General features: G+C 71.7%; 20 protein-coding genes. 13 read left to right on the top strand and 7 right to left on the bottom strand.

Annotated features, from left to right (window positions below; all coding sequences use genetic code 11):
- Positions 1-13: 13 nt before the first annotated feature.
- Positions 14-937, bottom strand: coding sequence for a MurR/RpiR family transcriptional regulator (locus tag OG406_RS06300; protein ID WP_081220729.1), 924 nt, complete (start codon positions 935-937; stop codon positions 14-16).
- A gap of 237 nt (positions 938-1,174) precedes the next feature.
- Here OG406_RS06300 and OG406_RS06295 point away from each other — a divergent pair, with 237 nt between their 5' ends.
- The 3 genes from OG406_RS06295 (at position 1,175) to OG406_RS06285 (ending at position 3,568) form a co-directional block, all read left to right on the top strand.
- On the top strand, positions 1,175-1,333 hold the full coding sequence (locus OG406_RS06295; protein ID WP_164372176.1) for a hypothetical protein: 159 nt from the start codon (positions 1,175-1,177) through the stop codon (positions 1,331-1,333).
- On the top strand, positions 1,330-2,163 hold the full coding sequence (locus tag OG406_RS06290; protein WP_164372177.1) for a DUF1206 domain-containing protein: 834 nt from the start codon (positions 1,330-1,332) through the stop codon (positions 2,161-2,163). The genes OG406_RS06295 and OG406_RS06290 overlap by 4 nt, the downstream gene beginning before the upstream one ends.
- 259 nt (positions 2,164-2,422) lie before the next feature.
- On the top strand, positions 2,423-3,568 hold the full coding sequence (locus OG406_RS06285) for a glycoside hydrolase family 88 protein (protein ID WP_267049237.1): 1,146 nt from the start codon (positions 2,423-2,425) through the stop codon (positions 3,566-3,568).
- Positions 3,569-3,632: 64 nt separating this feature from the next.
- Here OG406_RS06285 and OG406_RS06280 read toward each other — a convergent pair whose 3' ends face one another.
- The 3 genes from OG406_RS06280 to OG406_RS06270 are packed head-to-tail and all read right to left on the bottom strand — an operon-like array spanning position 3,633 to position 8,602.
- Positions 3,633-4,925, bottom strand: a complete 1,293-nt coding sequence (locus OG406_RS06280; RefSeq protein WP_329184578.1) for a ThuA domain-containing protein — start codon at positions 4,923-4,925, stop codon at positions 3,633-3,635.
- A 22-nt stretch (positions 4,926-4,947) separates the two neighbouring features.
- Positions 4,948-7,188, bottom strand: a complete 2,241-nt coding sequence (locus OG406_RS06275) for an RICIN domain-containing protein (RefSeq protein WP_266617944.1) — start codon at positions 7,186-7,188, stop codon at positions 4,948-4,950.
- A gap of 37 nt (positions 7,189-7,225) precedes the next feature.
- Complete coding sequence (locus OG406_RS06270) at positions 7,226-8,602, bottom strand: RICIN domain-containing protein (protein ID WP_164372181.1); 1,377 nt, start codon at positions 8,600-8,602, stop codon at positions 7,226-7,228.
- Between the two features lie 490 nt (positions 8,603-9,092).
- Between OG406_RS06270 and OG406_RS06265 the strand changes: the two genes are divergently transcribed.
- The 6 genes from OG406_RS06265 (at position 9,093) to OG406_RS06240 (ending at position 16,345) form a co-directional block, all read left to right on the top strand.
- Positions 9,093-9,932, top strand: coding sequence for an SDR family oxidoreductase (locus tag OG406_RS06265; RefSeq protein WP_266617947.1), 840 nt, complete (start codon positions 9,093-9,095; stop codon positions 9,930-9,932).
- Positions 9,933-9,980: 48 nt separating this feature from the next.
- Positions 9,981-11,459, top strand: a complete 1,479-nt coding sequence (locus OG406_RS06260) for a cytochrome ubiquinol oxidase subunit I (RefSeq protein WP_327408220.1) — start codon at positions 9,981-9,983, stop codon at positions 11,457-11,459.
- The gene (locus OG406_RS06255) at positions 11,456-12,499 is read left to right on the top strand and encodes a cytochrome d ubiquinol oxidase subunit II (protein ID WP_267049242.1); all 1,044 of its coding nucleotides are present in this window, start codon (positions 11,456-11,458) and stop codon (positions 12,497-12,499) included. Before OG406_RS06260 ends, OG406_RS06255 begins: the two co-directional genes overlap by 4 nt.
- Before the next feature lie 64 nt (positions 12,500-12,563).
- Entirely contained in the window at positions 12,564-14,342 is a 1,779-nt protein-coding gene (locus OG406_RS06250) for a cation:proton antiporter (RefSeq protein ID WP_266850836.1), read from the top strand.
- The gene (locus OG406_RS06245; protein ID WP_266850834.1) at positions 14,333-15,289 is read left to right on the top strand and encodes a DUF389 domain-containing protein; all 957 of its coding nucleotides are present in this window, start codon (positions 14,333-14,335) and stop codon (positions 15,287-15,289) included. Before OG406_RS06250 ends, OG406_RS06245 begins: the two co-directional genes overlap by 10 nt.
- 72 nt (positions 15,290-15,361) lie before the next feature.
- Positions 15,362-16,345: an aldo/keto reductase gene (locus tag OG406_RS06240; RefSeq protein ID WP_081220740.1), complete on the top strand. Its 984-nt coding sequence runs from the start codon at positions 15,362-15,364 to the stop codon at positions 16,343-16,345.
- A 28-nt stretch (positions 16,346-16,373) separates the two neighbouring features.
- Here OG406_RS06240 and OG406_RS06235 read toward each other — a convergent pair whose 3' ends face one another.
- The gene (locus tag OG406_RS06235; protein ID WP_327408218.1) at positions 16,374-17,069 is read right to left on the bottom strand and encodes a DUF2238 domain-containing protein; all 696 of its coding nucleotides are present in this window, start codon (positions 17,067-17,069) and stop codon (positions 16,374-16,376) included.
- A 179-nt stretch (positions 17,070-17,248) separates the two neighbouring features.
- On the opposite strand from OG406_RS06235, the gene OG406_RS06230 reads away from it, so the two are divergent.
- Positions 17,249-17,983 (top strand): TetR/AcrR family transcriptional regulator, encoded by a 735-nt coding sequence (locus OG406_RS06230; protein WP_267049243.1) that lies wholly within the window; start codon positions 17,249-17,251, stop codon positions 17,981-17,983.
- A gap of 76 nt (positions 17,984-18,059) precedes the next feature.
- Positions 18,060-19,214 carry an FAD-dependent oxidoreductase gene (locus OG406_RS06225; protein WP_164372189.1) on the top strand — a complete coding sequence of 385 codons (1,155 nt, stop codon included), beginning with the start codon at positions 18,060-18,062 and terminating at the stop codon, positions 19,212-19,214.
- A gap of 188 nt (positions 19,215-19,402) precedes the next feature.
- On the opposite strand, the gene OG406_RS06220 is transcribed toward OG406_RS06225, so the two are convergent.
- Positions 19,403-20,431 carry a hypothetical protein gene (locus OG406_RS06220; protein ID WP_382751171.1) on the bottom strand — a complete coding sequence of 343 codons (1,029 nt, stop codon included), beginning with the start codon at positions 20,429-20,431 and terminating at the stop codon, positions 19,403-19,405.
- 252 nt (positions 20,432-20,683) lie between these two features.
- Between OG406_RS06220 and tgmA the strand changes: the two genes are divergently transcribed.
- Positions 20,684-20,875, top strand: coding sequence for a putative ATP-grasp-modified RiPP (gene tgmA, locus OG406_RS06215; RefSeq protein WP_164372190.1), 192 nt, complete (start codon positions 20,684-20,686; stop codon positions 20,873-20,875).
- A gap of 13 nt (positions 20,876-20,888) precedes the next feature.
- Positions 20,889-21,845: an ATP-grasp ribosomal peptide maturase gene (gene tgmB, locus OG406_RS06210; RefSeq protein WP_164372191.1), complete on the top strand. Its 957-nt coding sequence runs from the start codon at positions 20,889-20,891 to the stop codon at positions 21,843-21,845.
- Positions 21,846-21,867: 22 nt separating this feature from the next.
- Here the strand turns inward: tgmB and OG406_RS06205 are convergent, their stop codons facing one another.
- A complete protein-coding gene (locus OG406_RS06205) occupies positions 21,868-23,577 on the bottom strand; it encodes a serine/threonine protein kinase (RefSeq protein ID WP_329184566.1) in 1,710 nt (569 codons plus the stop codon).
- Positions 23,578-23,655 lie beyond the last annotated feature (78 nt).

Raw genomic sequence — 23,655 nt, 5'->3', positions numbered from 1 at the left:
ACGGCCGGTGCGGTCAGTCCTTCAGGAAGAACTGGTGCTGCTCGGCGACCTGCTCGTACTCCTCGAGGCGCCCCTGGGTCCGCTCCGGATCGGCGTCGGTCATGGCCTGCAGCAGGGCCGCCGACAGCACCACGGGCGCCGCGTAGGAGTCGAAGACGAGCCGGGAACCGGTCCCGGTGGCGAAGGTGACGTCCGCCTCGTCCGCCAGCGGACCGAGCCCCAGATCGGTGATCAGCGCCACCTGGAGACCGGCGCTGCGCGCGACCCGCATGGCCGTGAGCGTCTCGTGCGCGTGCCGGGGCATCCCGAAGGCCAGCACCCAGGTGCCGCCGGCCTCCCGCGACTGGAGCAGCGCGTCGTAGGCGACCGAGCCACCGCGCGTCACCATCCGGACGTCCGGATGGATACGACGGGCGGCGTACGTGAAGTACTCGGCGAGGGACACGGAGATGCGCAGTCCGAGGACCGTCAGGGGGGTGGACTCCGACAGGGCCCGGCCGACGCGGATCACCTCGTCGGGGTCGGCGAAGTCCCGCCGCAGGTTCTCCAGGTTCTCGATCTCGGCGTCCACTGCGGCCTGCAGCTCGTTGCTGGTGACCTCGGCCGGTGTACCCGGTGTGCTGCCCAGGGCGCTGAGCGCGATCGCCTGGAGCCGCTCCCGTAGCGCCGGGTAACCGCTGAAGCCCACCGCCGCCGCGAAACGGGTCACCGAAGGCTGGCTGACACCCACCCGCTCGGCGAGATCGGTGATCGAGAGGAACGCCGCCTCGGTGATGTGCTCGATCAGGTACTGGGCGATCCTGCGCTGGCCCGGAGAGAGCCGGGGACCGTCGAACAGCTCCCTGAGCTGGGACATGGGAGCCGCGCCCGCCTCGGGTGCCGTGCGGCCCGAGGTGATCGCGGATGCCTGTGCGCGTGCCTGCTGCGGCGATGGCACCGGTGCGCCTCCTTCGTCTCCCACGAGACCTCAACATAGCCCACGGACCGTGTTGACCTGGGCGGGCGGCGCTGCGAACGGGGCCTGCGCCGGGTCTCGGCGGCCCGGCGGCACAGCCGGTCACCGGATCGCTCGGGCCACGTCCGTCACCGCGCCGACGTGGACCGACGGTTTCAGCCCGGCGGTGATCCCGGACGGAAATCGGCGTCTGCCGGGCAACTTTCGGGGCAACCGACCGTGGAGGCACGGGGAGGTCTGCTCGCGACGCGACGTCAGCGGGAAGCCCCCGGTGCCGCCTTCGCCCCGCAGGAGTCGGGCGCGGCGACCGGTGACATGGAGGGTGTGATGATGGTGCTGCTGGACACGAGCGCGACGCACGAGGCGGTGTCCGCGTGAACGCCGGAGCGGTGGCCCGCGAGGGCCAGGTCGGCGCCCGCCGGGCGGCCACCGGAACGGCACGCGAAGGCGCGGCCCGGGCGGGACTGACCGCCCGCGGCGTGATCTACGCCCTGGTCGGCGTCCTCGCCCTGCGCATCGCCTTCGGCGGCAGCGGGCAGCAGGCGGACCGCGGCGGTGCCCTGCAGGAGATCGCCTCCAAGCCCTTCGGCGCCGTCCTGTTGTGGGCGCTCGGCATCGGCGTCGTCGGCATGGCGCTGTGGCGGCTGTCCGAAGCGGTGTTCGGCTCCGCCGGCGAGGACGGCGGCAAGCCGGCCAAGCGCCTGATGGCGGCCGGACGATGTGTCTTCTACGGATTCGTCGCCTACTCCGTGCTCTCCTTCGCCGCCGGTTCGCGCGGCAGCGGAGCCGGTGACAAGAAGTCCCGCGACGTGACGGCCAAGGCGCTCGGCATACCCGGCGGCCAGTGGATCGTCGGCGCCGTGGGCGTGGGACTCGTCGCGGCCGGCGTGTGGATCGCGGTGCGGGCCATCATGCGCAAGTACCACAAGCACCTGAAGCTCGGCGAGATGTCGAAGCGGGTCCGCCAGGTCGTCGACGTGACGGGTGTGGGAGGCGGAACGGCGCGCGGCGCCGTGTTCGCCGCGGCCGGTGTGTTCGCCGTACGGGCCGCGATCGACTACGAGCCCGACAAGGCCAAGGGGATGGACGACACGCTCCGTTCCTTCGCGGGTACCCCGATGGGTCCGTGGCTGCTGGCGCTCGTCGCCGTGGGCCTGATCCTGTTCGGCGTGTTCTCGTTCGCGATGGCGCGGTGGCGCAAGGTGTGACGCGACTCGGCGGCCTCGGGCCGCCGTCCCGCGGCGGCGATACGGGCGGTGCCCCCAGGAGGGGCACCGCCCGCCGTGCTGTGACCGGTCGCGCATGCCGGGAATTCCGCGTGGACCGCACGGGGAATCCGATTCCCGGCAGCGAACCGCGTCCACCACTCTGAACAACCTCCACTTCGCGACAAGTTGACGCGCGGTCATGGACAGTCGCTGTGGCGGGAGTTGAGGATGGGAGTCCCCATCCGTAGGAGTTGTTCACATGGACAGACGACGCCTGCTCTCCGGCGCGGCCGCTCTCACGGCCTCCGCGGCTCTCCTCCCCACCCTCTCGGGCACCGCTCAGGCCTCCCCACGGGCCGCCGCACCGGCCCTGCCGTCACGGGCCGCGATCACCGCCGTCCTGCGCCGTGTGGCCGACCAGTGGATCGGCGCCCACCCGGACCCCGGCGACAACGGCTGGGCCAACGCCACCTTCTTCAGCGGACTGCTCGCCCTCCAGGGGCTGACGGGCAGCTCCCGCTACCTCACCTACGCCCGGAACTGGGCGGAGAAGCACGCGTACGGCCTCAGCGGCGGCGTGACCACCCGCCATGCCGACAACCACTGCGCCGGGCAGGCCTACCTCGACCTCTACGAGCGCGAGCCCGAGGAGCGGAAACTCACCGCGATCGAGACGTCGTTGCACCGGATGGTCCACGAGGACCAGCCGGACAAGAACGACGACTGGTGGTGGGACGACGCCCTGCACATGGCCATGCCGCCCTTCGCCCGCCTCGGCGCCCTGCGCGCGGACCCGGCGTACTGGCAGAAGCTGTACTCCCTGTACGGCCACACCAAACGGGCCGAGGGCGGCCCCGGTCTGTACGACGCCACGAGCGGCCTCTGGTACCGCGACAAACGGTTCCTGCCCGGCGGCATCGTCTCCCCCTCGGGCAGGCCCGTCGTCTGGTCCCGCGGCAACGGCTGGGTGGCCGGCGGCCACGTGAAGACGCTGAAGGCGCTGCCCGCCACCGAGGCACACACCGCCGAGTACCGCGACACGCTCACCCGTCTGGTGCGGGCCGTCGCCGGGGTGCAGCGCGCCGACGGCTTCTGGAACGTCGACCTCGCCGACCCGGCCCATCTGCCCGGCCCCGAGACCAGCGGCACGTCCTTCTTCCTGTACGGCACCGCGTACGCGGTCGCCGCCGGTCTGGTCGACCGCTCGGTCCACCTCCCGGTCGCCGCCCGTGCCTGGAACGGCCTGGTGGCCACCGCCGTGCACTCCGACGGCTTCCTCGGCTACGTGCAGGGCGTCGGCGACCGCCCGGAGTCCAGTCAGCCCGTCACGTACGGCAGCACCGCGGACTTCGGCGTCGGCGCCTTCCTGCTCGCCGGGACCGAACTGGCCCGGCTGGCGCGCTGACCGACGGCGCACGGGTGCCCCCGCCGCGCGCACGCGACGGGGGCACCCCTGGGACCCGGGCCGGTCAGGGCTGTGCGGTGAGGGCGAAACTCTGCGCCGCCGAGCCGTCACAGGCACGCTGGGTCAGCTGCACACTGTTCGTCGCCGGACCCGCGGCGGTCAGACACTTGCCGCTGTGCCGGGCGGTGAAGTGATAGCGGCCACCGCTCTCCTGCACCGGCTGCCACTGCTGGTTCTGCCCGCTCGACCAACTCCACAGCTGGAGCGCCGCGTTGTCGGCCGTCGACCGGTCGGTCACGTCGACGACCTGCTGCGGATTCGGACGGATCGTGATGCGGGTGTACCCGCTGTCCGTCGAACGGAACTGGAACTGCTGCGCCTGCGTGCCGTTGCAGGCGTACTGCTGGATCGCGGTCCCGTTGGCCGTGGCGGCCGCCCGGGCGTCCACGCAGGCGCCGTTGCCCGCGTTGGCCAGGGAGTACCAGGCGGTCTCGGAGATCGGACCGGCCGGCGGCACCGACCCGCCCGCTCCGCCGAGCCACTTCAGCCCGTCCAGCAGGAACCGGTTCTGGGTCGAGCTCGCGAAGGTCGACGACAGGGTGGTGTTCGTCGCGTAGTCCATCGCGTTGTGGCCGAAGTTGGCGTACAGCATCTTGTACTTCGTGTTGGTCCACAGGATCGGGTAGTAGCCGCTGTTCCAGGTCTGGTTCGGGTCCGTGCCCAGCGGGAAGCTGCTCGGGTCGATCGAGGCGAGGATGCGGATGTCCGGGTTCTGCCGCAGGTCGTTGGACCAGCTGTACCACTCGCTGACCGACGAGGTGAAGGTCGCCGGAAGGTTCACGGTGGACGGGTGCGTCCGGTCCTCCACCTTGAGCACGGCCGTGGTCGGGCCCCAGGTGTTGGACCGGAAGTTGCCGGTGCCGAGGAACTGGTTGTGGTACCACGGCCAGCTCTGCGCGTCGGTGGTGAAGGCCGAGACGTGGAAGCCCATCCAGGCACCGCCACCGCGCATGTACTGCTCGAAACCGGAGCGTTGGGCCGCGGTCTGCGGCAGGTCGTCGAGGAACAGCACGACCTGGTAGGCGTTCACGCCCCCGTTGCTGAGCAGGTCCCAGTTGTTGCTGGCCGTGTAGGTGAAGCCGTTCGCCGCGGCCTGCTTCGGGAACCAGTCGTTGGCCTCGTGGACGAAGCTGATGTGGGCCGCGTCCCAGGTGCCGTTGTAGAGGGCGAGCACCTTGAAGGGCGCCGCCGTGGTGTTCGCGTGCGCGGCCGGCGGTGATGCCAGGCCGAGCAGGGTCGCCAGCAGGACGAGGAATCCGAGGATTCCGCGTGCCGGACCGGATCTGCTGATGTGCATCGGACGGTCCTTCCCGGAGGGGTCAGGGGTAGCTGACGAGGTTGGCGACGTTGGTCGAGGAGTTGGAGGGCCCGCCCCGGTCGTTGACCACGTGCCGGATGGTGCCGGTGCCGCCCAGCGAGACCGTCACCATGTCCTTGAAGCGCACGTTGGCGTTGTTCGGCGCCTCGATGGCGTGCTCGGCGGCGACGGACGAGTTGACGTTGAAGTAGCAGTAGCTGCCGAACCCGTACACCTGATGGCTCGTCACGGACGGCGCGACCTTGTAGGCGGCGTAGCCCTGCGTCGAACCGTTCATCCAGGCGGCCTGGTTGGGCGGGTCGTACGGCATCTCGTTCTGGTAGAAGTACGTGCGCCCGCCGTTGCCGTTCCAGACGGTCTGGTACTTCTGGTAGTGCTCGACGAACAGGCCGTACATGGTCACGTCGTCGCCGTTCACGACGAGCCCGGTGTCGGCCGTGTTGCTGGTCCAGCCGACTCCGCTGCCGTGGTCCGCGCGCCACAGCCACAGGTGGTCGCCGATGACGTCGTCGCTGTTGATCGTCAGGCTGGTGGTGGCCTTCCCCACGCCCGCGCCGCCGATGCGGAAGAACACGTCGTGCAGCGAACTGGGGTCGCCGGCGTGGTCCGCGGAAGAGCCGCTCGGCCCCATCTCCAGCAGCTGCGCGGAGTTGGTGGTGCCGGCGTCGATCAGCAGTCCGGCGAGCTGGACGCCGTCCACGTCGGCGACCGTCATGGCGGTGACGCCGTTGTCGGGGATGAGGGTGGCGAGGCCGAGGCCCAGCACCACGGTGTCGGGCCGGGTGACCTTGAGCGTCTGGTCGAGGTGGTAGACGCCGGGGGTGACCAGCAGGTTCTTGCCCTGTGCCAGCGCGTCGTTCAGCTGCGCGGCCGTCGCGCCCGGCTTCACGACGAAGAAGTCCGAGAGCGGCAGGGACGTGCCGGCCGGTGTCCCCGAACCCCACGAGACCCCGGTCGAGTTGGTGCGGACGCCGGGCACGAACACCTTCCAGGCGCCCGCGGAGTCGACGTACAGGAACGGCTTCTCGCGGGAGACGGGAGTCTGGTTCACCGTGGTGTACGGCGGGCTGGGGAAGCTGTTCGCGGGAGCGTTCTTCGCGCCGACGAACACCATGTTCCAGTTCGAGCCGGTCCAGTTGGACCACTCGGTGTTCCGCGACAGCCACTGCTGCTGCGAGCCGGAGTTGACCTGGCCGTCGATCCGGGTGTCGGCCATGTAGCCGCCGCTGGACCAGCCGCCGTCGTCGAGGGCGAGGTTGCCCCGCAGGTGCATCCGCCGGTACGGCGCCGCCTGCGACACCGCCCACCGGTCGGAACCCGAGGTCGGGGTCACCGACAGGTTCTCCGCCGAACGCCAGAAGTTCTGGGTCGCGTTGCCCTGGAACCAGTCGGCCTCGGCGTGCACCGCGCCCCGGATCGTGACGTCGTCGGGGGACAGCCCGAGACCTGCCACCTGGGTGTAGAAGCCGACGTTGGCGTTGGCGTCGTAGCTGCCGGGCTTGAAGAGGAAGGCCTTGCGCGCGGTGCCGAACTGATTGGTCTGCTGCTGCTGGAACGCCGCGTCGAGGCTGCTCTGGATGGTGGCCGCGGGCGTCGACGGGTCGAAGACGGTGACGTTCGGACCGAGGTCCGGTGTGCCGGGCGGCTGTTGGACGTCGACGGGGTTGACGGAGAAGGACTGCGCCGCCGAGCCGTTGCACGTGTACTGCTGGAACTGCACGCTGTCGGCCGTCGACGCGCTCGGCACGTCGAGGCACTTGCCGCTGTTGCGGTTCACGAAGTGGTAGGCGCCGCCGGACTCCGCCACGGCCTGCCACTGCTGGTTGGCGCCGCCGCCGTAGGTCCACAGCTGGACCGGTGCGGCGTCCGCGGCCGAGACACCGGTGACGTCCCAGGCCTTGGTCGCGTCGGCGCGGTTGTCGACCCGGTAGTAGCCGCCCGAGGTGGCCGTGAGGCGCCACTGCTGCGCCTGGCTGCTGTTGCACGCGTACTGCTGGACGGCCGTTCCGTCGGCCGTACCGGCGGCACGGGCGTCGACGCACTTGCCGCTGCCCGCGTTGACGACGGTGGCCCAGCCGGTCGGCAGGGCGGCGGCCGCGCCGGTGGCGGCCACCGCGTCGCCCTGCGCGGCGACGGACAGACCCGACAGGGTCGTCGCCACGAGGGCGGTCACCGTGAGCAGTCTCGGTATCCGGTGCCGGCCGGACGTTCTTCTGTTTCTGGACAGGGTGGAACGGGACATGGGAGCACTCCTGCGCTGGTGGGGGGTGTGACGAAGGTCAGCCGGTGTACTTCGCGAGGACGCGGGTGTAGTCCCAGTCCGACTGGCCCACGCCGGAGCAGCTGTCGGCGACCCCGCTCGTGCAGGGGCGGTCCCGGTTGACCGACCAGAAGGTCAGGCGCGCCAGATGGTGCTGCTGCGCGTAGCCGAGGATCGTCTGGAAGTCGGCGACCGTCACCGTCTCGTTCTGGTCGGTGATCCCGTTCATGGAGGAGATGCCCATGTCCCGGTACGCCTGGTCGTCGCTGTAGCCGTAGGCGTTCTTGAGCGCGGTCTTCAGGCCCTCGGCGGCCCGGGTGGTGAGCGTTCCCATGTTCTGGCCGGCGCCGCCGAAGTCGAACGGCATGATGGTCCAACTGTCCACACTCAGACCGGAGTTCGCGGCCCGGTTGATGAGACTGGTGTCGGGGCCGCTCGTGCCCGTGCCGATGGTGACGTACACCTTCAGGCCGGGGTTGTTGGCCTTCACCGTCTTGAGGGCGTCGACCGTGCGCTGCTGGACGGTTCCGTTGCTGTAGGCGTCGGCCTCGATGTCGATGTCGATGGCCTTGAGCCCGTAGGCGTTGATGACCTTCTGGTAGGCGCCGGCGAGTTCGCCCGCGCTGGAGCAGGAGCTTTCCAGTTTGTTGCCGCTGTAGCCGCCGAACGACGGGATGATGTCGCCGCCGTTCGCGCGGACGGTGTTGACGGTCTGCTGGTCGACACCGCCGGTCAGCGCGCGGCTGCCGTCCCACTGCGGATTGCAGTAGCCGTTGCTGAGCACGAAGGCCAGGGTGAACCACTTCACGCCGGTCGCGTTCATCACCGTCGCCGGGTTCGGCGGGCTGCCCCAGCCGTTGTACAGGTACGGGGCGACGGCCATCGGCGCGCTCGGTGCGGTGCCGCCGCCGCCGGGCGCGGTCCACTTCTGGTTGGCGGCGCCCGTGCACGTCCATATCTGGACCGGGGTCGCGTTGGCCGAGGTGTTGCCGGTGACGTCTGCGCACTTGTTCGACTGCGGATTGACGAGGTCGTGGGCGGTGGTGACCGTCCACTTCTGGTTCGCGCCGCCGCCGCAGTCCCACAGCTGGAGGCGTGCGCCGTTGGCCGTCGAGTTGCCGGTGATGTCGAGGCACTTGCCGAGCGCGCGGACCGTGCCGTCCGAGCCGACCGTCCACTGCTGGGCGGCGGTTCCGTTGCAGTCGTAGAGCTGGACGGCGGTGCCGTTCGCCGAGCTCGCGGAGGCGACGTCGAGACACTTGCCGCCGAGCCCGGTGATCGTGCCGGTGGCGGCCGCCGCCGGAGTGGCGCTCAGGGCGCCGACGGAGAGGGTGAGCGCGGCGGTGGAGAGGGTGATACGGAGCGCGGTGGAGCGCGCGAGGGATGAATGGATCATCTGGGGGATTCACAGCCCTTCGCAGATGGCTGATGGTGGGGGGCGTTCATGTCCATGAACAGCAACTGCATTCATGGAGTTGTGGTGATCGGTGAACCTAAAGGTCTGCACCAGAGGCGTCAAGAGATGAAACAAAGAACCGTTCGAAATTGAAGGACTGCACGAGGAGTTGAAGGAGTGCGAGGGTCGAGGTTCGGCCAACTCGACCCGGTTCAACGGGTATTCGTCCGTCGCGCACGGTGTGGTCGTGGCCCGCGGTTCACTTCTTGAAGCGCGTCCGGGCCGGCGGTCGCGGCAGGACCGACACGTCGGTCACCTCGGGCGGTCGGGGCGTGTTCCGCTCCCGGCGGGCGGTGACCCGCGATGGCGCGCCGTTGCTCCGCCGGAGGGACCCCGTTACCCCCAACGGCCGAGCCGGGCGAGTCCGCCCTCCCCGGCCCCCCTGCGGAGTGGTTCCCTGCCACGGCGAACCGACGAACGGGAGACGGCAGTGACCTCAGGTGTGGACAGCGGTCGGCAGCTGGCGGCGTTGCCGCTCCTGCGGGGCCAGAAGGCCCTGGTGACCGGGGCGAACTCCGGCATCGGACTGGCCACCGCGATCGCGCTGGGCCGCGCGGGCGCCGACGTGGTCGTCAACTACGTGTCCGGACAGGACGCGGCCGAGGACGTCGTCCGGCAGATCCAGGCCTTCGGCGTACGGGCCTTCGCGCACGAGGCGGACGTCTCCGACGAGGGCCAGGTCGTCGGCATGTTCGCGCGCATGCTGGAGGAGTTCGGCACCATCGACCTCCTCGTCGCCAACGCCGGACTGCAACGGGACGCCCCGGTCACGGAGATGACCATGGCGCAGTGGCGCAAGGTCATCGACGTGAACCTCACCGGCCAGTTCCTGTGCGCCAGGGAGGCCGCCAAGGAGTTCCTGCGGCGCGGTGTCGTGCCGGACGTCTCCCGCTCCGCCGGGAAGATCGTATGCATGAGCTCGGTGCACCAGCTCATCCCGTGGTCCGGCCACCTGAACTACGCCGCCTCCAAGGGCGGTGTCCTGATGCTGATGCAGACCCTCGCCCAGGAACTCGGCCCCCAGGGCATCCGCGTCAACGCGGTCGCGCCCGGCGCCATCAAGACCCCGATCAACCGCAGCGCCTGGGACACCCCCGAGGCCGAGCAGGAACTCCTCCGGCTGATCCCCTACCGGCGGGTCGGTGAGCCCGAGGACATCGCCACGGCGGTGACGGTACTGGCCTCCGACCTCATGGACTACGTCGTCGGCACCACCCTGTTCGTGGACGGCGGGATGACGCTCTTCCCCGGCTTCGCCACCGGCGGCTGAGACGGCGGCCCGGCACCTCCCACCGTCGTCACCAGCCGATAGGCCAGCATGAACAAGGCATTGACCCTCCTGGCCGACGCTCCCGCGCAGATGCTCCCCGCGCGCGAGCTGATGGCCTTCACCCTGGCCACCCACATCATCCTCGTGCCGCTCGGTGTGGCCCTGCCGTTCATCACGCTCGTGATGCACCACCGGGCGCTGCGCAGGAAGGACCCGGTCGCGCTCCTGCTCGCCCGGCGCTGGTCCGCCGTCATGGCCGTGCAGTTCGCCGTCGGCATCGTCACCGGCACCGTGCTGTCGTTCGAGTTCGGGCTGCTGTGGCCGAAGATGATGGGCACCTGGGGTGACGTCTTCGGCCTCGGATTCGGGGTGGAGGCCTGGGCGTTCTTCCTGGAGGCCGTCCTCATCGCCGTCTACCTCTACGGCTGGCGGCGTCTGAGGCCATGGCCCCACTTCTGGCTCGCCACCCCGCTGCCGTTCGCCGCGCTGCTCGGGGCCTTCGGCATCATCGGCGCGAACGCGTGGATGAACACCCCGCAGGGCTTCCGGCTCGACTCCCAGGGCAGGCCGACCGACGTCGACATCCGTTCGGCCGTGTTCACCCCGATGTTCGGCCCCCAGTACTGGCACTTCGTCGTCGCGATGTTCCTGACGGCGGGCTATGTGGTGGCCGGCGTGTACGCGGTCGGGTGGCTGCGGGGGCGCCGGGACCGGTACCACCGGCTCGGGTTCTGCGTGCCGTTCACCGTCGCGGCGATCCTCACCCCGGTGCAGTTCTTCCTCGGCGACAACATCACCCGGCAGGTCTACCAGAAGCAGCCGGTGAAGTTCGCCGCCGCGGAGCTGGTCTGGAAGACGGACACCCACGTCCCCGAGTACCTCTTCGGCCGGTTGCACCCCGACGGCAGCGTCACCGGGGGCATCAAGGTCCCGCAGCTGGACTCGATCCTGGCGGGCGGAAGCCCCGGCACCAAGGTCAACGGGCTGACGTCCGTGCCCGCGGCGGACCGCCCCACCCCCACCCAGGCCACCATCGTGCACTGGACGTTCGACATCATGGCCGGCATCGGCAGCGTGCTGATCCTCCTCGCGCTCTGGTACGGCTGGTGCTGGTTCCGCCGCCGCGACCTGCCCCGCTCCGTCTGGTTCTTCCGCTGCGCGGCACTCGCGGGCGTGGCCAGCGTCGTGACCGTCGAGTGCGGATGGATCACCACCGAGGTGGGCCGCCAGCCCTGGATCGTCTACCAGCACATGCGGGTCTCGGACGCGGTGACGTCCACCCCCGCCACCTCCCTGTGGATCATGTTCGGGATCGTGGTGGTCGTCTACGTGCTCATGTTCGGCGCGTTCCTCGGAGTCGTCCTGCGGATGAGCCGGCGGTGGCGGGTCGCGGGCACGGAGCCGGACGGCGGGGACGGGCACGACCCGGAACTCGACACGCCGTACGGGCCCCGCCGGGAGACGGTCGAGGCCACCGGGGGCGCCGGTCCACCGGAGTCCCGCTCCGAGCCGGGAGACACCCGATGACCGCAACGGTGGCCGCCTGGATCCTGCTCCTCGCGACAGCGGCCTACGCCTGCGGCGGCGGCGTCGACTACGGCGCCGGGTTCTGGGATCTGACCGCGGGCGGCACCCGGCGGGGGAGACGGCCGCGCGACCTGATCGACCACGCCATGGAGCCGGTCTGGGAGGTCAACAACGTCTGGCTGATCTTCGTCCTCGTCCTCATGTGGACCGGCTTCCCGGTCTTCTTCGAGGCGGTGTTCAGCGCGATGTGGCTGCCCCTCGCCCTCGCCGCCGTCGGCCTCGTGCTGCGCGGAGCGGGGTTCGCCCTGCGCAAGCCCAGCCGACGGCTCGCCCAACGCCGCTTCTTCGGGGCCGTGTTCGCCGTCGCCTCCCTGCTCACCCCGTTCTTCCTGGGCGCGGCGGTCGGCGGGGTCGCCTCCGGCCGGGCCGCCCCCGGAACCCCGGCCACCGCGCACGTCTGGGCCGGCACGACCTCCGTCGTCGCCGGACTCCTCGCCGTCGCGGCCACCGCGTTCCTCGGAGCCGTCTTCCTCACCGCGGACGCCCACCGCTTCGACGCCCCCGACATGGTCGTGTACTTCCGGCGCCGCGCCTGGTGCAGCCTCGCCGTCGTCGCCGTCCTCGCCCTGATCGGACTCGCCGAGACCCGCGACCACACGTCGTACGTGTACGACCGGCTCACCCACGGCCTCGGGCTGCTGCTGGTCGTCCTCGCCGCGGTCGCCGCGGCGGCCACCGCCTGGCTGGTCGCCGGAAGGGCCGCGGGCTGGGCCCGCTTCACCTCGGTGGCCGCCGTGGCCCTGGTGATCGCCGGCTGGGGAGCGGCCCAGCGGCCCTACCTGGTGCCGACGTCCCTCACGGTGCAGCAGGCCGCCGGAGCGCCGGCCTCGTTGCACTGGCTGCTGATCGTCACCGGCGTCGCGGTCGTCCTCGTGGGGCCCGCCCTCGTGGTGCTCTACCGCCTGGACACCCGCGGACTGCTGGAGGCCCAGACCGACGCGGACGTCCAGGGCGGCGCCCGGCCGTCCGGCGAGAGCTGAGACCGGCCGCCACCCGACCTCAAGGAAACGACCGCCGGTCCAGCCGACCGGCCAGGAGGCTGCCGTGACGGACAATCAGGTGCTCGAAGGCCTGGGACTGATCGTCGTCCTGGCCGTCGGCTCCCAACTGCTGGCGAGCCGGCTCCGCATTCCGGCCCTGATCGTCCTGCTGCCGGTCGGCTTCGCCGCGGGCGCCCTCACCGACGTCGTCCACCCGGACAACCTGCTGGGCGACGCCTTCTCACCCATGGTGTCGCTCGCCGTCGCGGTGATCCTCTACGAGGCCGGGCTCGGCCTGGACATCCGCAGGCTGCACGGTCACATGCGGCGGGTGGTCGTCCGGCTGATCTGGCTCGGGGCACTGATCACCTGGGCCGGCGCCACCGTGCTCGCCGTGCCGCTGCTCGGGATGTCGAAGAGCGCTGCCGTCATGCTCGGCGTGATCCTGATCGTCTCCGGCCCCACCGTCGTCGGCCCGCTGCTCAACTTCGTGCGCCCGACGGAGCGGTTGCAGCGGATCCTGATCTGGGAGGGCTCCCTCATCGACGCCGTCGGGGGCATCCTCGGGGCGCTCGTCTTCCACGCGGTCGTCGCGAACGACGGCCGGGGCCCGGCCGGCAAGATCGGTCAGTTCGCGGCGAGTTCGGCCATCGGACTCGTCGGGGGAGCCGTCGGGGCCGCCGTGCTGTGGCTGCTCCTGCGCCGGCTGAACCTCGGCGAGGTGCTCGGCACCACCGTGCAGCTGGCCGCCGCGGTGGGAGTGGCCGCCGCCTGCGACGCGATCCGGGACGACACCGGTCTCATCGCCGCCGTGGTGATGGGCATGGCCCTGGCCAACCTGCCGGGCATGAACCTCCCCGCGCGCCGCCCGTTCCTGGAGACCCTGGTGTCCCTGATCATCGGGCTGCTGTTCATCTCCATCTCCGCGACGGTCACACCGTCCTCCCTGCGGCACGTCGTCCTGCCGACCCTCGTCCTCGTCGCCGCGCTCGTCCTGGTGGTCCGCCCGCTCGTCGCGTTCGTGTCCACGCTCGGCACCGACGTCCCGCGCGGCGAGCGGGCGTTCATCGGCTGGATGGCCCCGCGCGGCATCGTCGCCGCGGCCACCGCGTCGACCTTCTCCGCCACCCTGGTCGCCGGCCACGTCGGCGGAGCCCAGAAGATCCTGCCCGCCACGTTCCTGGTCATCGTCACCACGGTCACGCTCTACGGCCTGAGCGCCCACCCCGTCGCCCGGCGGCTCGGCGTGCTCCGGCCCGCGCGCGCCCGCCCGCTGCTCGTCGGCGGGGACCCCTGGGCCGTGGACCTCGGCCTCGCCCTGCGGACCGCAGGACTCGACGTGCTGATGTGGGCGGGACAGGAACGGCAACGCGACCTGATCCGCGCCGCCGGGCTGCCGCTCGCGCCGGGCGAACTGCTCGCCGCCGCCACCGGCGAGGGCGCCGAACTCGAAGGGATCACCGGCGTGCTGCTGCTCACCGAGGAGGACGACTTCAACGCACTGGCCTCGGCGCATCTGAGCGGCACGGTCGACGGGTTCGTGCACCGGCTCGGGCCCCCCAGTTCGAGTCACGGCGTCGTCGCGCCGTACACCCCCGGCGACACGCTCTTCGGAGGGGAGCTGAGCCGACCCGAACTGGCCCGCCGCTACGAGGAGGGTGCCCGGATCGTCTGCCGCCCGGCCGGTGAGGGCGTCCCGGACGGCCACGCGCTGCTGTTCCTCGTACGGCCCGACGGACGGCTCGACCCGGTCACCCGGACCCGCACTCCCGAACCGGGGGCGGGCGACACCGCTGTCGTGCTCGGGCCGCCCGTGTCCGGAAAGGCCCCCGCATGGACATGATCCACGTCCGGATGGTGAGCCCCGCCGAGCTGACCGACGCGGTGGTCGCGCTCCTCGCCGCCGACCCGTGCGTCCTCAACCTCGTGGTGCAGCCCGGCATCGCCCGGCACCCCGACGGCGACGCCCTCGCCTGCGACGTGCTGACCGGGGGCGCGAACGCTCTGCTGCGCGGGCTGCGGGACCTGCGCCTGGACGAGCGGGGCTCGATCGTCATCGAACCGGTCGACATGGCCCTGTCGGGGCGGGCCGCACGGGAGGTCGGGACCCACCGGCTCGGGGCGCTCTCCCGGGCACCGGTCTGGGAGGAGGTGGAGGCACGCATCCGGGCGCAGGGCACCTACGCGCCGAGTTTCTACCTCTACCTGGTGGTCGCCGGACTCATCGGCGCCGTCGGGATCGTCACCAACTCGCAGATCCTCATCGTCGCGGCGATGGTGGTCGGACCCGAGTACGGGGCCATCGTCAGTGTCGCGCTGGGCATCGACCGGCGCTCGGGCCCGAGGATCCGGCAAGGGCTGACCGCGTTGCTGGCCGGGTTCCTGATGGCCATCGTGGCGACCTTCCTCTTCGCGCTGGTGATCCGGGGATTCGGTCTGGAGTCCCCGGCGTTCGGCAAGGGGGTGCGGCCCGTCTCCAGCCTCATCGACACACCCGACTTCTTCTCGATCGCCGTCGCCACCCTGGCCGGCGTCGTGGGGGTCGTGTCGCTGACCGAGGCGCGGACGAGCGCACTCCTCGGTGTCTTCATCTCCGTGACCACCATCCCCGCGGCCGCCGACTTCAGCGTCTCCGCCGCCTTCGGCAGCTGGACCGAGGCACGCGGATCGATCATCCAACTCCTCATCAACGTGGTGGTGTTGATCGTGGTCGGCGCGCTCACCCTGCGGAGCCAGCGCGCCATCTGGCGCCGGGTCGGTCGGCGGGACGCACGCGCCGCCACCGCGTGACGCCGCCGCGGGCACGGGACGCGCGGAGCCGCGGCGTCCGGTCCGGCCGGGAGGAAGTGTCAGACTGACGCCATGGACGAGCGCGAATTCCACAGGTCGGGTCAGCATGCGTCGGTCATCGGTCTCGGCACCTGGCAGCTGGGTGCCGACTGGGGCGAGGTGAGCGAGAAGGACGCCCTCACCGTTCTGGAGGCGGCGGCTGAGTCGGGGGTGACGTTCTTCGACACCGCCGACGTGTACGGCGACGGGCGCAGCGAGGAGACCATCGCGACGTTCCTGAGCGCGAGGCCGGACCTGCACGTCGAGGTCGCCACCAAGATGGGCCGCCGCGTCGACCAGATCCCGGAGAACTACGTCCTCGACAACTTCCGTGCCTGGAACGACCGTTCGCGCCGCAACCTCGGCGTCGACCGGATCGACCTGGTGCAGCTGCACTGCCCGCCGACCCCCGTGTACTCCTCGGACGCGGTGTACGACGCGCTCGACACCCTGGTCGAGGAGGAGCGGATCGCGGCGTACGGCGTGAGTGTCGAGACGTGCGCCGAGGCGCTGACCGCGATCGCCCGCCCGAACGTGGCGAGCGTGCAGATCATCCTCAACGCCTTCCGCATGAAGCCGCTGCGGGAGGTGCTGCCGGCCGCCAGGGAGGCGGGCGTCGGGATCATCGCCCGGGTTCCGCTGGCCTCCGGCCTGCTGTCCGGCAAGTACACCAAGGACACCGTGTTCGCGGCCGACGACCACCGGACGTACAACCGCCACGGTGAGGCCTTCGACCAGGGCGAGACCTTCTCCGGCATCGACTTCGCCACGGGCGTGGAGGCGGCGGCCGAGTTCTCCGCGCTCGCCCCCGAGGGGTACACGCCGGCCCAGCTGGCGCTGCGCTGGATCGTGCAGCAGCCGGGGGTGACCACGGTGATCCCCGGGGCGCGCTCTCCGGAGCAGGCGCGTCTCAACGCGACGGCGGCGAAGCTCCCGGAGCTGTCGCGCGCGACGCTGGACGCCGTCGAGGAGCTGTACGAGCGGCGGATCAAGGAGCAGGTCGAGGGCCGCTGGTAGAAGGCGGTTCGGTACCCGGCGGCGGACGTCAGGCCCTTGCGGCCCTTGAGGGCCGCTCCGCCGCCGGGAGCGTGCCGAGCTGCCGGTCGTGCAGCCGGCTGAGCACCAGCACCGAGACGACCGCGCCGATCAGGGCGCAGAACATGTCCCACTGGGTGTCCCAGACGTCGCCCTGGGTCGCCAGGAAGTCGTCCGCCGCGTGTCCGCCGATCACCGCCGCCGCCCACTCGAACAGCTCGAAGAGGGCGCTGAAGGCGAGACAGGCGCACACCGTCAGCGGCGCGAGCCACCGGCTGCCCCGCAGGGGTGACGTCCGGCTGAGCACCTCCCGTACCAGGACCGCCGGCACGAAGCCCTGCATGAGATGCCCGAACCGGTCGTACGGATTGCGGTCGAGGCCGAGGCCGTCGCGCACCCAGTCGCCCAGCGGCACCTGCGCGTAGGTCCAGTGGCCGCCCGCCGCGAGCACCAGCGCGTGCGCGGCGAGCAGACAGCAGAGCAGGTTCGTCAGCGGGAAGCGACGCCAGGTCAGCAGCACCAGCGGCAGCCCGACGAGCACCCACACCGTCTCCAGCAGCCAGGTCGTCAGGTCGTGCGGACGCCAGGCGGAGGCCGCCATGCCCAGCACCACCACGCCGACGAGGACGGCGGGCAGGGGCCGGCGCCGGTCCCGCCGCGGGGAGAGCGGGTGGCGGGAGGACGGGGCGAGAGCTGATCCGGGCATGAGCGGGCTCCTTGGGATTCAGGTGCCCCCATGGTCGGGGAGGGCCGGGGCGACGACATGAGTACGGCTACTCACCGGCGCGCTGTGTATGCGGGCAGGATCCGCGCGGCGACGACGCGTGAGGCGAACATGTTCGTGCCGAACTTGTTCGCAACGAACATGTTCGTTACCGTGGAGGAGTGACAGACCATCCCGCCTCCCGCCCCAGCCGTCGTGAACGTCCCGCGAAGCCGGCCCTGACCAGGGACGGCATCGTCCGGACCGCCGTCGCGCTGATGCGCGCCGAGGGCCTTCAACGCGTGACCATGCGCCGCCTGGCGCAGGAACTCGACACCGGCCCGGCCTCGCTCTACGTCTACGTGCGCAACACCGCGGAACTGCACGCCGCCGTGCTCGACGACCTCCTCGGCGGGGTCGACCTGAGCCCGGTCCGCGGCGACGGCGACTGGCGCGACCGGCTCGTACGGGTCCTCACCTCCTACACCGACGTCCTGTTCGAACACCCGGGGCTCGCCCGGTCCGCCCTGGTGGCGCGCCCCTCCGGCGAGCGCTACCTCGACCTGGTCGAGGCGCTGCTCGCCCTGCTCGACGAGGGCGGGGTCCCCGGGCCCCGAGCGGCCTGGGGCATCGACGCGCTGCTCCAGTTCGTCACCGCCACCGCGGCGGAGCACGCGGCGGGGGAGAAGGACGCGGCCGACAGCGCGGGCGAGTGGGCGGCGCTCTCCGCGGCCGTGCGCGGGGCCTCCGGCGAACGGCATCCGCACATCGCCGAACTGGGAAGCGACCTGCTCTCCGGACCGGGCGAGGCCCGCCTCCACTGGGGTCTTCAGGTCCTGATCAACGGCGTCCTGCACACCCCCCGCCCGGACACGCCCGACGTGCCCGGCACCCCGCCCCCGACCGACACCCCGTGACCGCCGCCGGCCTCCGGCCGTGACCACGCGTGGCGCCGCCCCACGGTGACGCCCACCTCAGCGCAAGGAGACAGTCATGACGACCACCCCCCACCACCCCATCGCCGTGATCGGCGCCGGACTCGGCGGCCTCATGCTGGCCCGTGTCCTGCACGTCAAGGGCGTCGAGGCCGCCGTGTACGACCTCGACGCCTCGCCCACCGCCCGTCCCCAGGGCGGCATGCTCGACATGCACGAGGAGTCCGGACAGGCCGCGCTGCGTGCCGCGGGTCTCTACGACGCCTTCCGCGCGATCATCCACGCCGGCGGTGAGGCCACCCGGATCATCGACAAGGACGGCACGCTCCTGCGCGAGGACTCGGGAGAGGACGGGCAGCGCCCTGAGGTCTCCCGCGGCGCCCTGCGCGACGTCCTGCTCGGCTCGCTGCCCGAGGGCACCGTCCGCTGGGGCGCCAAGGCCACCGCCGTACGGACCCTCGCCGGAGGCCGTCACGAGGTGACGCTCGCCGACGGGAGCACCTTCACCGCCGACCTTCTGATCGGCGCCGACGGAGCGTGGTCCAGGGTGCGGCCGCTGCTCACCGACGCCACCCCGGCGTACGCGGGCCTGTCCTTCGTCGAGATGCACCTCGCGGACGCGGACACCCGGCACCCGAAGGGCGCGGGCGTGGTCGGAGGCGGTCTCCTGTTCGCGCTCGCGGACCGCAAGGGGTTCCTCGGCCACCGTGACCCGGACGGCTCGCTGCACGTCTACGCCGCTCTGCGGACCCCCGCGGACTGGGCGGTCTCCGGCCCCGTCGACTTCTCCGACGCGGAGGCGGCGAAGCGGGGCGTGCTGGAGCACTTCGAGGGCTGGGACGACAGCCTGCGCTCCCTGGTCGCCGAGGCGGACGGCGCGCTCGTCGCCCGGCCGATCCACGCGCTGCCGGTCGGCGTGCGCTGGGACCGTGTCCCCGGGGTCACGCTCCTCGGGGACGCCGCCCACCTGATGTCCCCGTTCGCCGGCGAGGGCGCCAACCTCGCGATGCTCGACGGCGCCGAACTCGCCTTGGCCCTCGCCGCCCACCCGGACGACACCGAGAAGGCCCTGACCGCCTACGAGGAGGCACTGTTCCCGCGTTCGGAGCAGGCGGCGGCCGAGTCGGCGGCGAACCTGGAGGTCTGCTTCGGCCCGGGCACCCCGCAGAGCCTGCTCGACCTCATGGACTCCTACGGTCCCGACGCCGACTGACGTACGCGGCGCGGCGGGTGACGGGCCGCCATTCCGGCGGGCACGGCAACGCGTCGCCCCGCGACCGCGGTACCGCGACTCGTCCGCGGGGCCCGCCGAGACGAGCGCACGGCCGCACCGGAGTCCCTCCCGTGCGGACGAGCGCACGGCCGCACCGGAGTCCCTCCCGTGCGGCCGTGCGCGCCGGTTCAGTCCCGGGCCGCCGCCCCGCGCAGCGCCGTGATGGCGGTGCCGATCGCCTCCTGGAGTTCCTCCAGCCGCTGCACCATGTCGTCCTCGTAGATGTCGTCGGCGTCGTCGAAGGTCAGTTCCTCGAAGACCTTCGTCGCCTTCTGGAGGCTGTTGTAGAACTTCGTCCGCCGCTCCTGGACGCGCAGTTCGGGGTCGGCCTCCACCGTCTCGACGACCAGGTTCTTCATCGTGTCGTACGCTTCCGACGCCCACTCGCCCGAGTCCTCGCCCTCGTCGAGCTCGTCGAGGAGGGACAGGTGGCGTTCGGCCTCGGAGCGCAGTTCCGCCGGGGCGTCGAGCGTCTGCCCGGCCGCCGTCCTGATCTGCCCCTTCTCCGCGATCTGGCGCACATAGCCGATGCGGTCGGCGGCCCTGTTCTCGGTGGCGACCGCCTTCTTCAGCTCGTCCGTGCGGGCGATGTCGCGGGCCAGCTCGGTCTGGAGGGCCGGGTCCTCCTTCACCCGGTCGAGGAGCGCGGCCCGGGCCGCCTGGGCCGTCGACGGATCGGCGAGGATCGCCGCCCGCAGCGCGGTCGGGTTCTCCGCCACCTCCAGCGCCTTGGTGGGACGGATGCCCTCGGCCTCGGCGGCCTCGGCGATCGCGGTGCCGCGCTCGGAGGCGGCGCTGGAGCGGGACACGTAGTACGAGGACCAGACCTCGGCGTCCGGCAGTTCGATGTCCTCACCCGGCAGCAGGATCTCGAAGTGCGGCACCAGACCGTCGTCGGCGGCCCTGTCCCACGCCTTGTAGTAGCGCATGACCCGCTCCGGGGAGCATCCGGCGAGCTCGGCGAAGTCCTTCGCGGACACCTTGGGCGTCTCGTCGGCGGACTGACCGCCGGGGCGGACGCTGCGCGCGACCTTGAGCCCGAAGGCCCAGCCGCCGGTCCGCGCGTAGGCGCCGAAGTCGCGGGCGTCCCGCTCGACGGGGTTCGGAACCTCGGGGCGCACGACGAAGTCTTCTGTCGAGGCGATGGCAACGGTCACCGGGAACTCTCCTGGGATGGTGGGGCGTTGATGTCACGGAGAATGAAGCATTGGCCCAAGCTCTGCGTGAAAACCAAGTAACCACGCGTGGAGCGGAACCAAGCGGACACCCAAGTAAATCCGAAACAAGTAAGCCAGAAACGACGCGATGTGATGGCCTTCACCCCGATGTGGCGGAAAGTGATGAATTCCTTACGGCCGTGTCACGTACGGGTGGGTGCCGACCATCGTGCGACCGCGGGAGGATTTTTCGTGCGACCGTTCACTCTCAACTACGCCCTGCCCTCAGGGCAGTCGGCCGCAATACCCCCGTACCACTTCGATGCGGCCCTGCAACTGAACGTGCTGCCCGACGGCCGCCCGGCCGTCACCGATCGCGCGCTGCTGCTGGCGACCGGCACCACGACGTCGACGGCCGGTTCCCAGACGCACTTCGACGACTGACGGACACGCGCGCATGACGGTTCTCATTCTCACGGCCGAGCAGGACGTCACCGCCGACATGGTGGTGGCCAAACTGCATGAGCGGGGCGTGCCCATGGTGCGCCTCGACCCAGCCGACCTGCCCGGCAAGGCGGTGCTCTCCGCCGACTACGCCCACGGTGACTTCGACGGCTACCTGTCGGTCAACGGCCATGTGCTCAGCATGGGAGGCCTGCGCTCCGTATGGGTGCGCAGGCCGGGCGAGCCGGCGGCGCACGCCGCCGAGCCCTCCGCGTGGCTCACCGCCGAGACGCGGCAGGCCCTGTTCGGCATGCTCTACTCCGCTTCGACCCGCTGGATGAACCACCCGCGCCGCGCCGAACAGGCGCGGCACAAGCCGTGGCAGCTGCGGGTGGCGCACAGCAGCGGATTCGCGGTGCCGCCCACGGTCATCACGACCGCTCCCCGGGTGGCGCAGCAGTTCGTCCAGGAGTACCGGGACGTCGTGGTGAAGTCCGCCTCGGGACCGCCGCCCGGCGAACCCCGGGTGGCCCTGCCGACCACACTCGTCGGACCGGACACGGACTTCTCCGGCGTCGCGGCCGGTCCCGCGCTGCTCCAGCGGTACATCCCCAAGCGGGCCGACATCCGGCTCACCGCGATCGGCAACCGGATGTTCGCGGCCCGCAAGACCGCCGAGCCCGGTCAGGTGGACGGCCGGTTCGGTGAGACGGAGAACGGCTGGGAGCCGCTGGCGGCCGTGCCCGAGCGCATCGGGCGCGCGGTCCACGACTACCTCGTCTTCACCGGACTCGCCTACGCGGCCTTCGACTTCGCCGAGGACGCGGACGGCGTGTGGTGGTTCCTGGAGTGCAACCAGGGCGGCCAGTTCGGGTTCGTCGAACTGGAGACCGGTCAGCCCATCGCGGACGAGGTCGCCCTGTGGCTGGCGCTGCGAAGACCCGACTTCCGGATTCCGGAAGGACATTGACGTGAACCCCTGATGACATGACTCAGCCCACCGGGGGCCGGAAGGACGTGAGCACGGCGTCCAGGGCCCGCCGGTCCGCCGTCGTGCCCCGGTCCACCGCGGGGGTCGTCCAGCGCAGCGAGAAGCCCCGGTGACCGCCGACGAGGAATCCCCGTCCGAACGTACGCAGCCGCTCGTCCCCGGAACCCGAGTACCACTCCATGTCGGCGCCCTTCATCCCGCGGTAGGTCACGGCCCGGATGGCGCCCACCCGTCGGTATCCGGCGGTGTCGGCGCGCAGCGCGGGCTCCAGGTCGGTCCACACGGCGACCGGATCCGGCCCGAGCTGTGTGCTGTACGTGACGGCCAGGGTGCGCGGGTCGCCGCTCGCGCCGAAGGTGACCCGGTACGAGAGATCGCCCGACGACTGCGTTTCCACGGGCTTCCACCCCCGCGGAAGGGCGACGGAGAAGCCCTGGGCCGCCCGATAGGTGACGAAACCGTCCGGCAGCCTCCCGCCGGCGCCGCCGGACGGCGACGGAGAGCTCGACGGAGAGCCCGACGGCGAGCCCGAAGGAGTGCGGCCGGAGGGTGCGACGGGGGCCGTGGGGACCGGACCCGGCGGCAGTGCGCCGGCGGACCGCGACGGCGCGGACGTGGCGGCGGACGCGCCGGACGTGTCCCCGCCCGGCAGGCCGCCCGTCACCGCGAGCACCGTGAGGACCGCGACCGTGGCGACGAGCGCGCCGCCCAGCAGCACGGGCCGGCCGGTGAGCCGCCCTCCCGGCGCGTGTCCCACGCGGCGCGCACCCGCCCGCCGGTCCGCGACGTCGGTGCCGGGACCGCAGAACACGTTCGGCGGCCCGGGCGCTTCGGCCTCTTCGAGGTCCTGCCGGAGAATGCGGGTCAGGGACTCGCGCACGACGGTGTCCGGAATCCGTTCCACGGGGTCCCAGCGCAGCAGGCCCTGGACGGCCGGCGCGAGCGGTCCGGCGCGCAGCGGCGCCCTGATCGGCAGCCGGTCGACCGCCCGGAGCGTCGCGTCCAGCCGGCCCCGGTCCCGGACGGCGGGCCGTCCCTCGGTCATCGCGTACATCATGGCGCCCAGTGCCCACAGGTCGGCCGCCGCTGCGCCGCCCTCACCGCGGGCCTGTTCGGGAGAGGCGTACGCGGGAGCCGTGAGACGCGGCGCGTCCCCGGAATCCGCCTGGCCGAAGCCGGTCACCGTGACCGTGCCGAACTCGTCCGTCCAGACCTGTCCCGGACCGAGCTCCCCGTGCGGCAGCCCCTCGGCGTGGGCGGCGGCGAGGACGTCGAGGACGCCGAGTCCGACGCGGGCCGCCCGGACGTGCCCGACGGGACCGCCCGAGAGAAGGTCGGTCAGTGGGGTGCCGGGGGGCCGTTCGGTGACCGTCCACACGGAACCGGGCTCCTCGATCACGTCGAGGACCGCGGCCACCCGGCCGGGACAGGCGGCCCCGAGAACCCGGGCCGCCCGCAGGATGCGGTCGGCGGCCCGCCCTTCGGTCTCCCCGCGTAGAGCGTCCCCGGACGCCGACGCCTCGCTTCCCGCGGCGGACTCCTCGCCCGCCGGGGCCGCCACGCGCGACCAGGTCAGGACGACCGGCCGGCGCAGGGCGGAGTCCTGGCCGAGCCAGCAGGTCCGGCCCTCCTCGCGCAGGACGACGTCGAGCAGCAGGTATCTCCCGGCGACCAGCTCGCCCGCTGAGTCGTGCACCGTGACCATCGCCATCCCTCGTTGCTCACCCGGCCCCCACCTTTCCCGGAAGTACGCGAGAGGTGACGGGGAGTGTTCAACGCGGAGCGCGCC

It is taken from the genome of Streptomyces sp. NBC_01428 (assembly GCF_036231965.1).
Lineage (GTDB): Bacteria > Actinomycetota > Actinomycetes > Streptomycetales > Streptomycetaceae > Streptomyces.
This window is presented reverse-complemented; position numbering and strand designations above follow the sequence as displayed.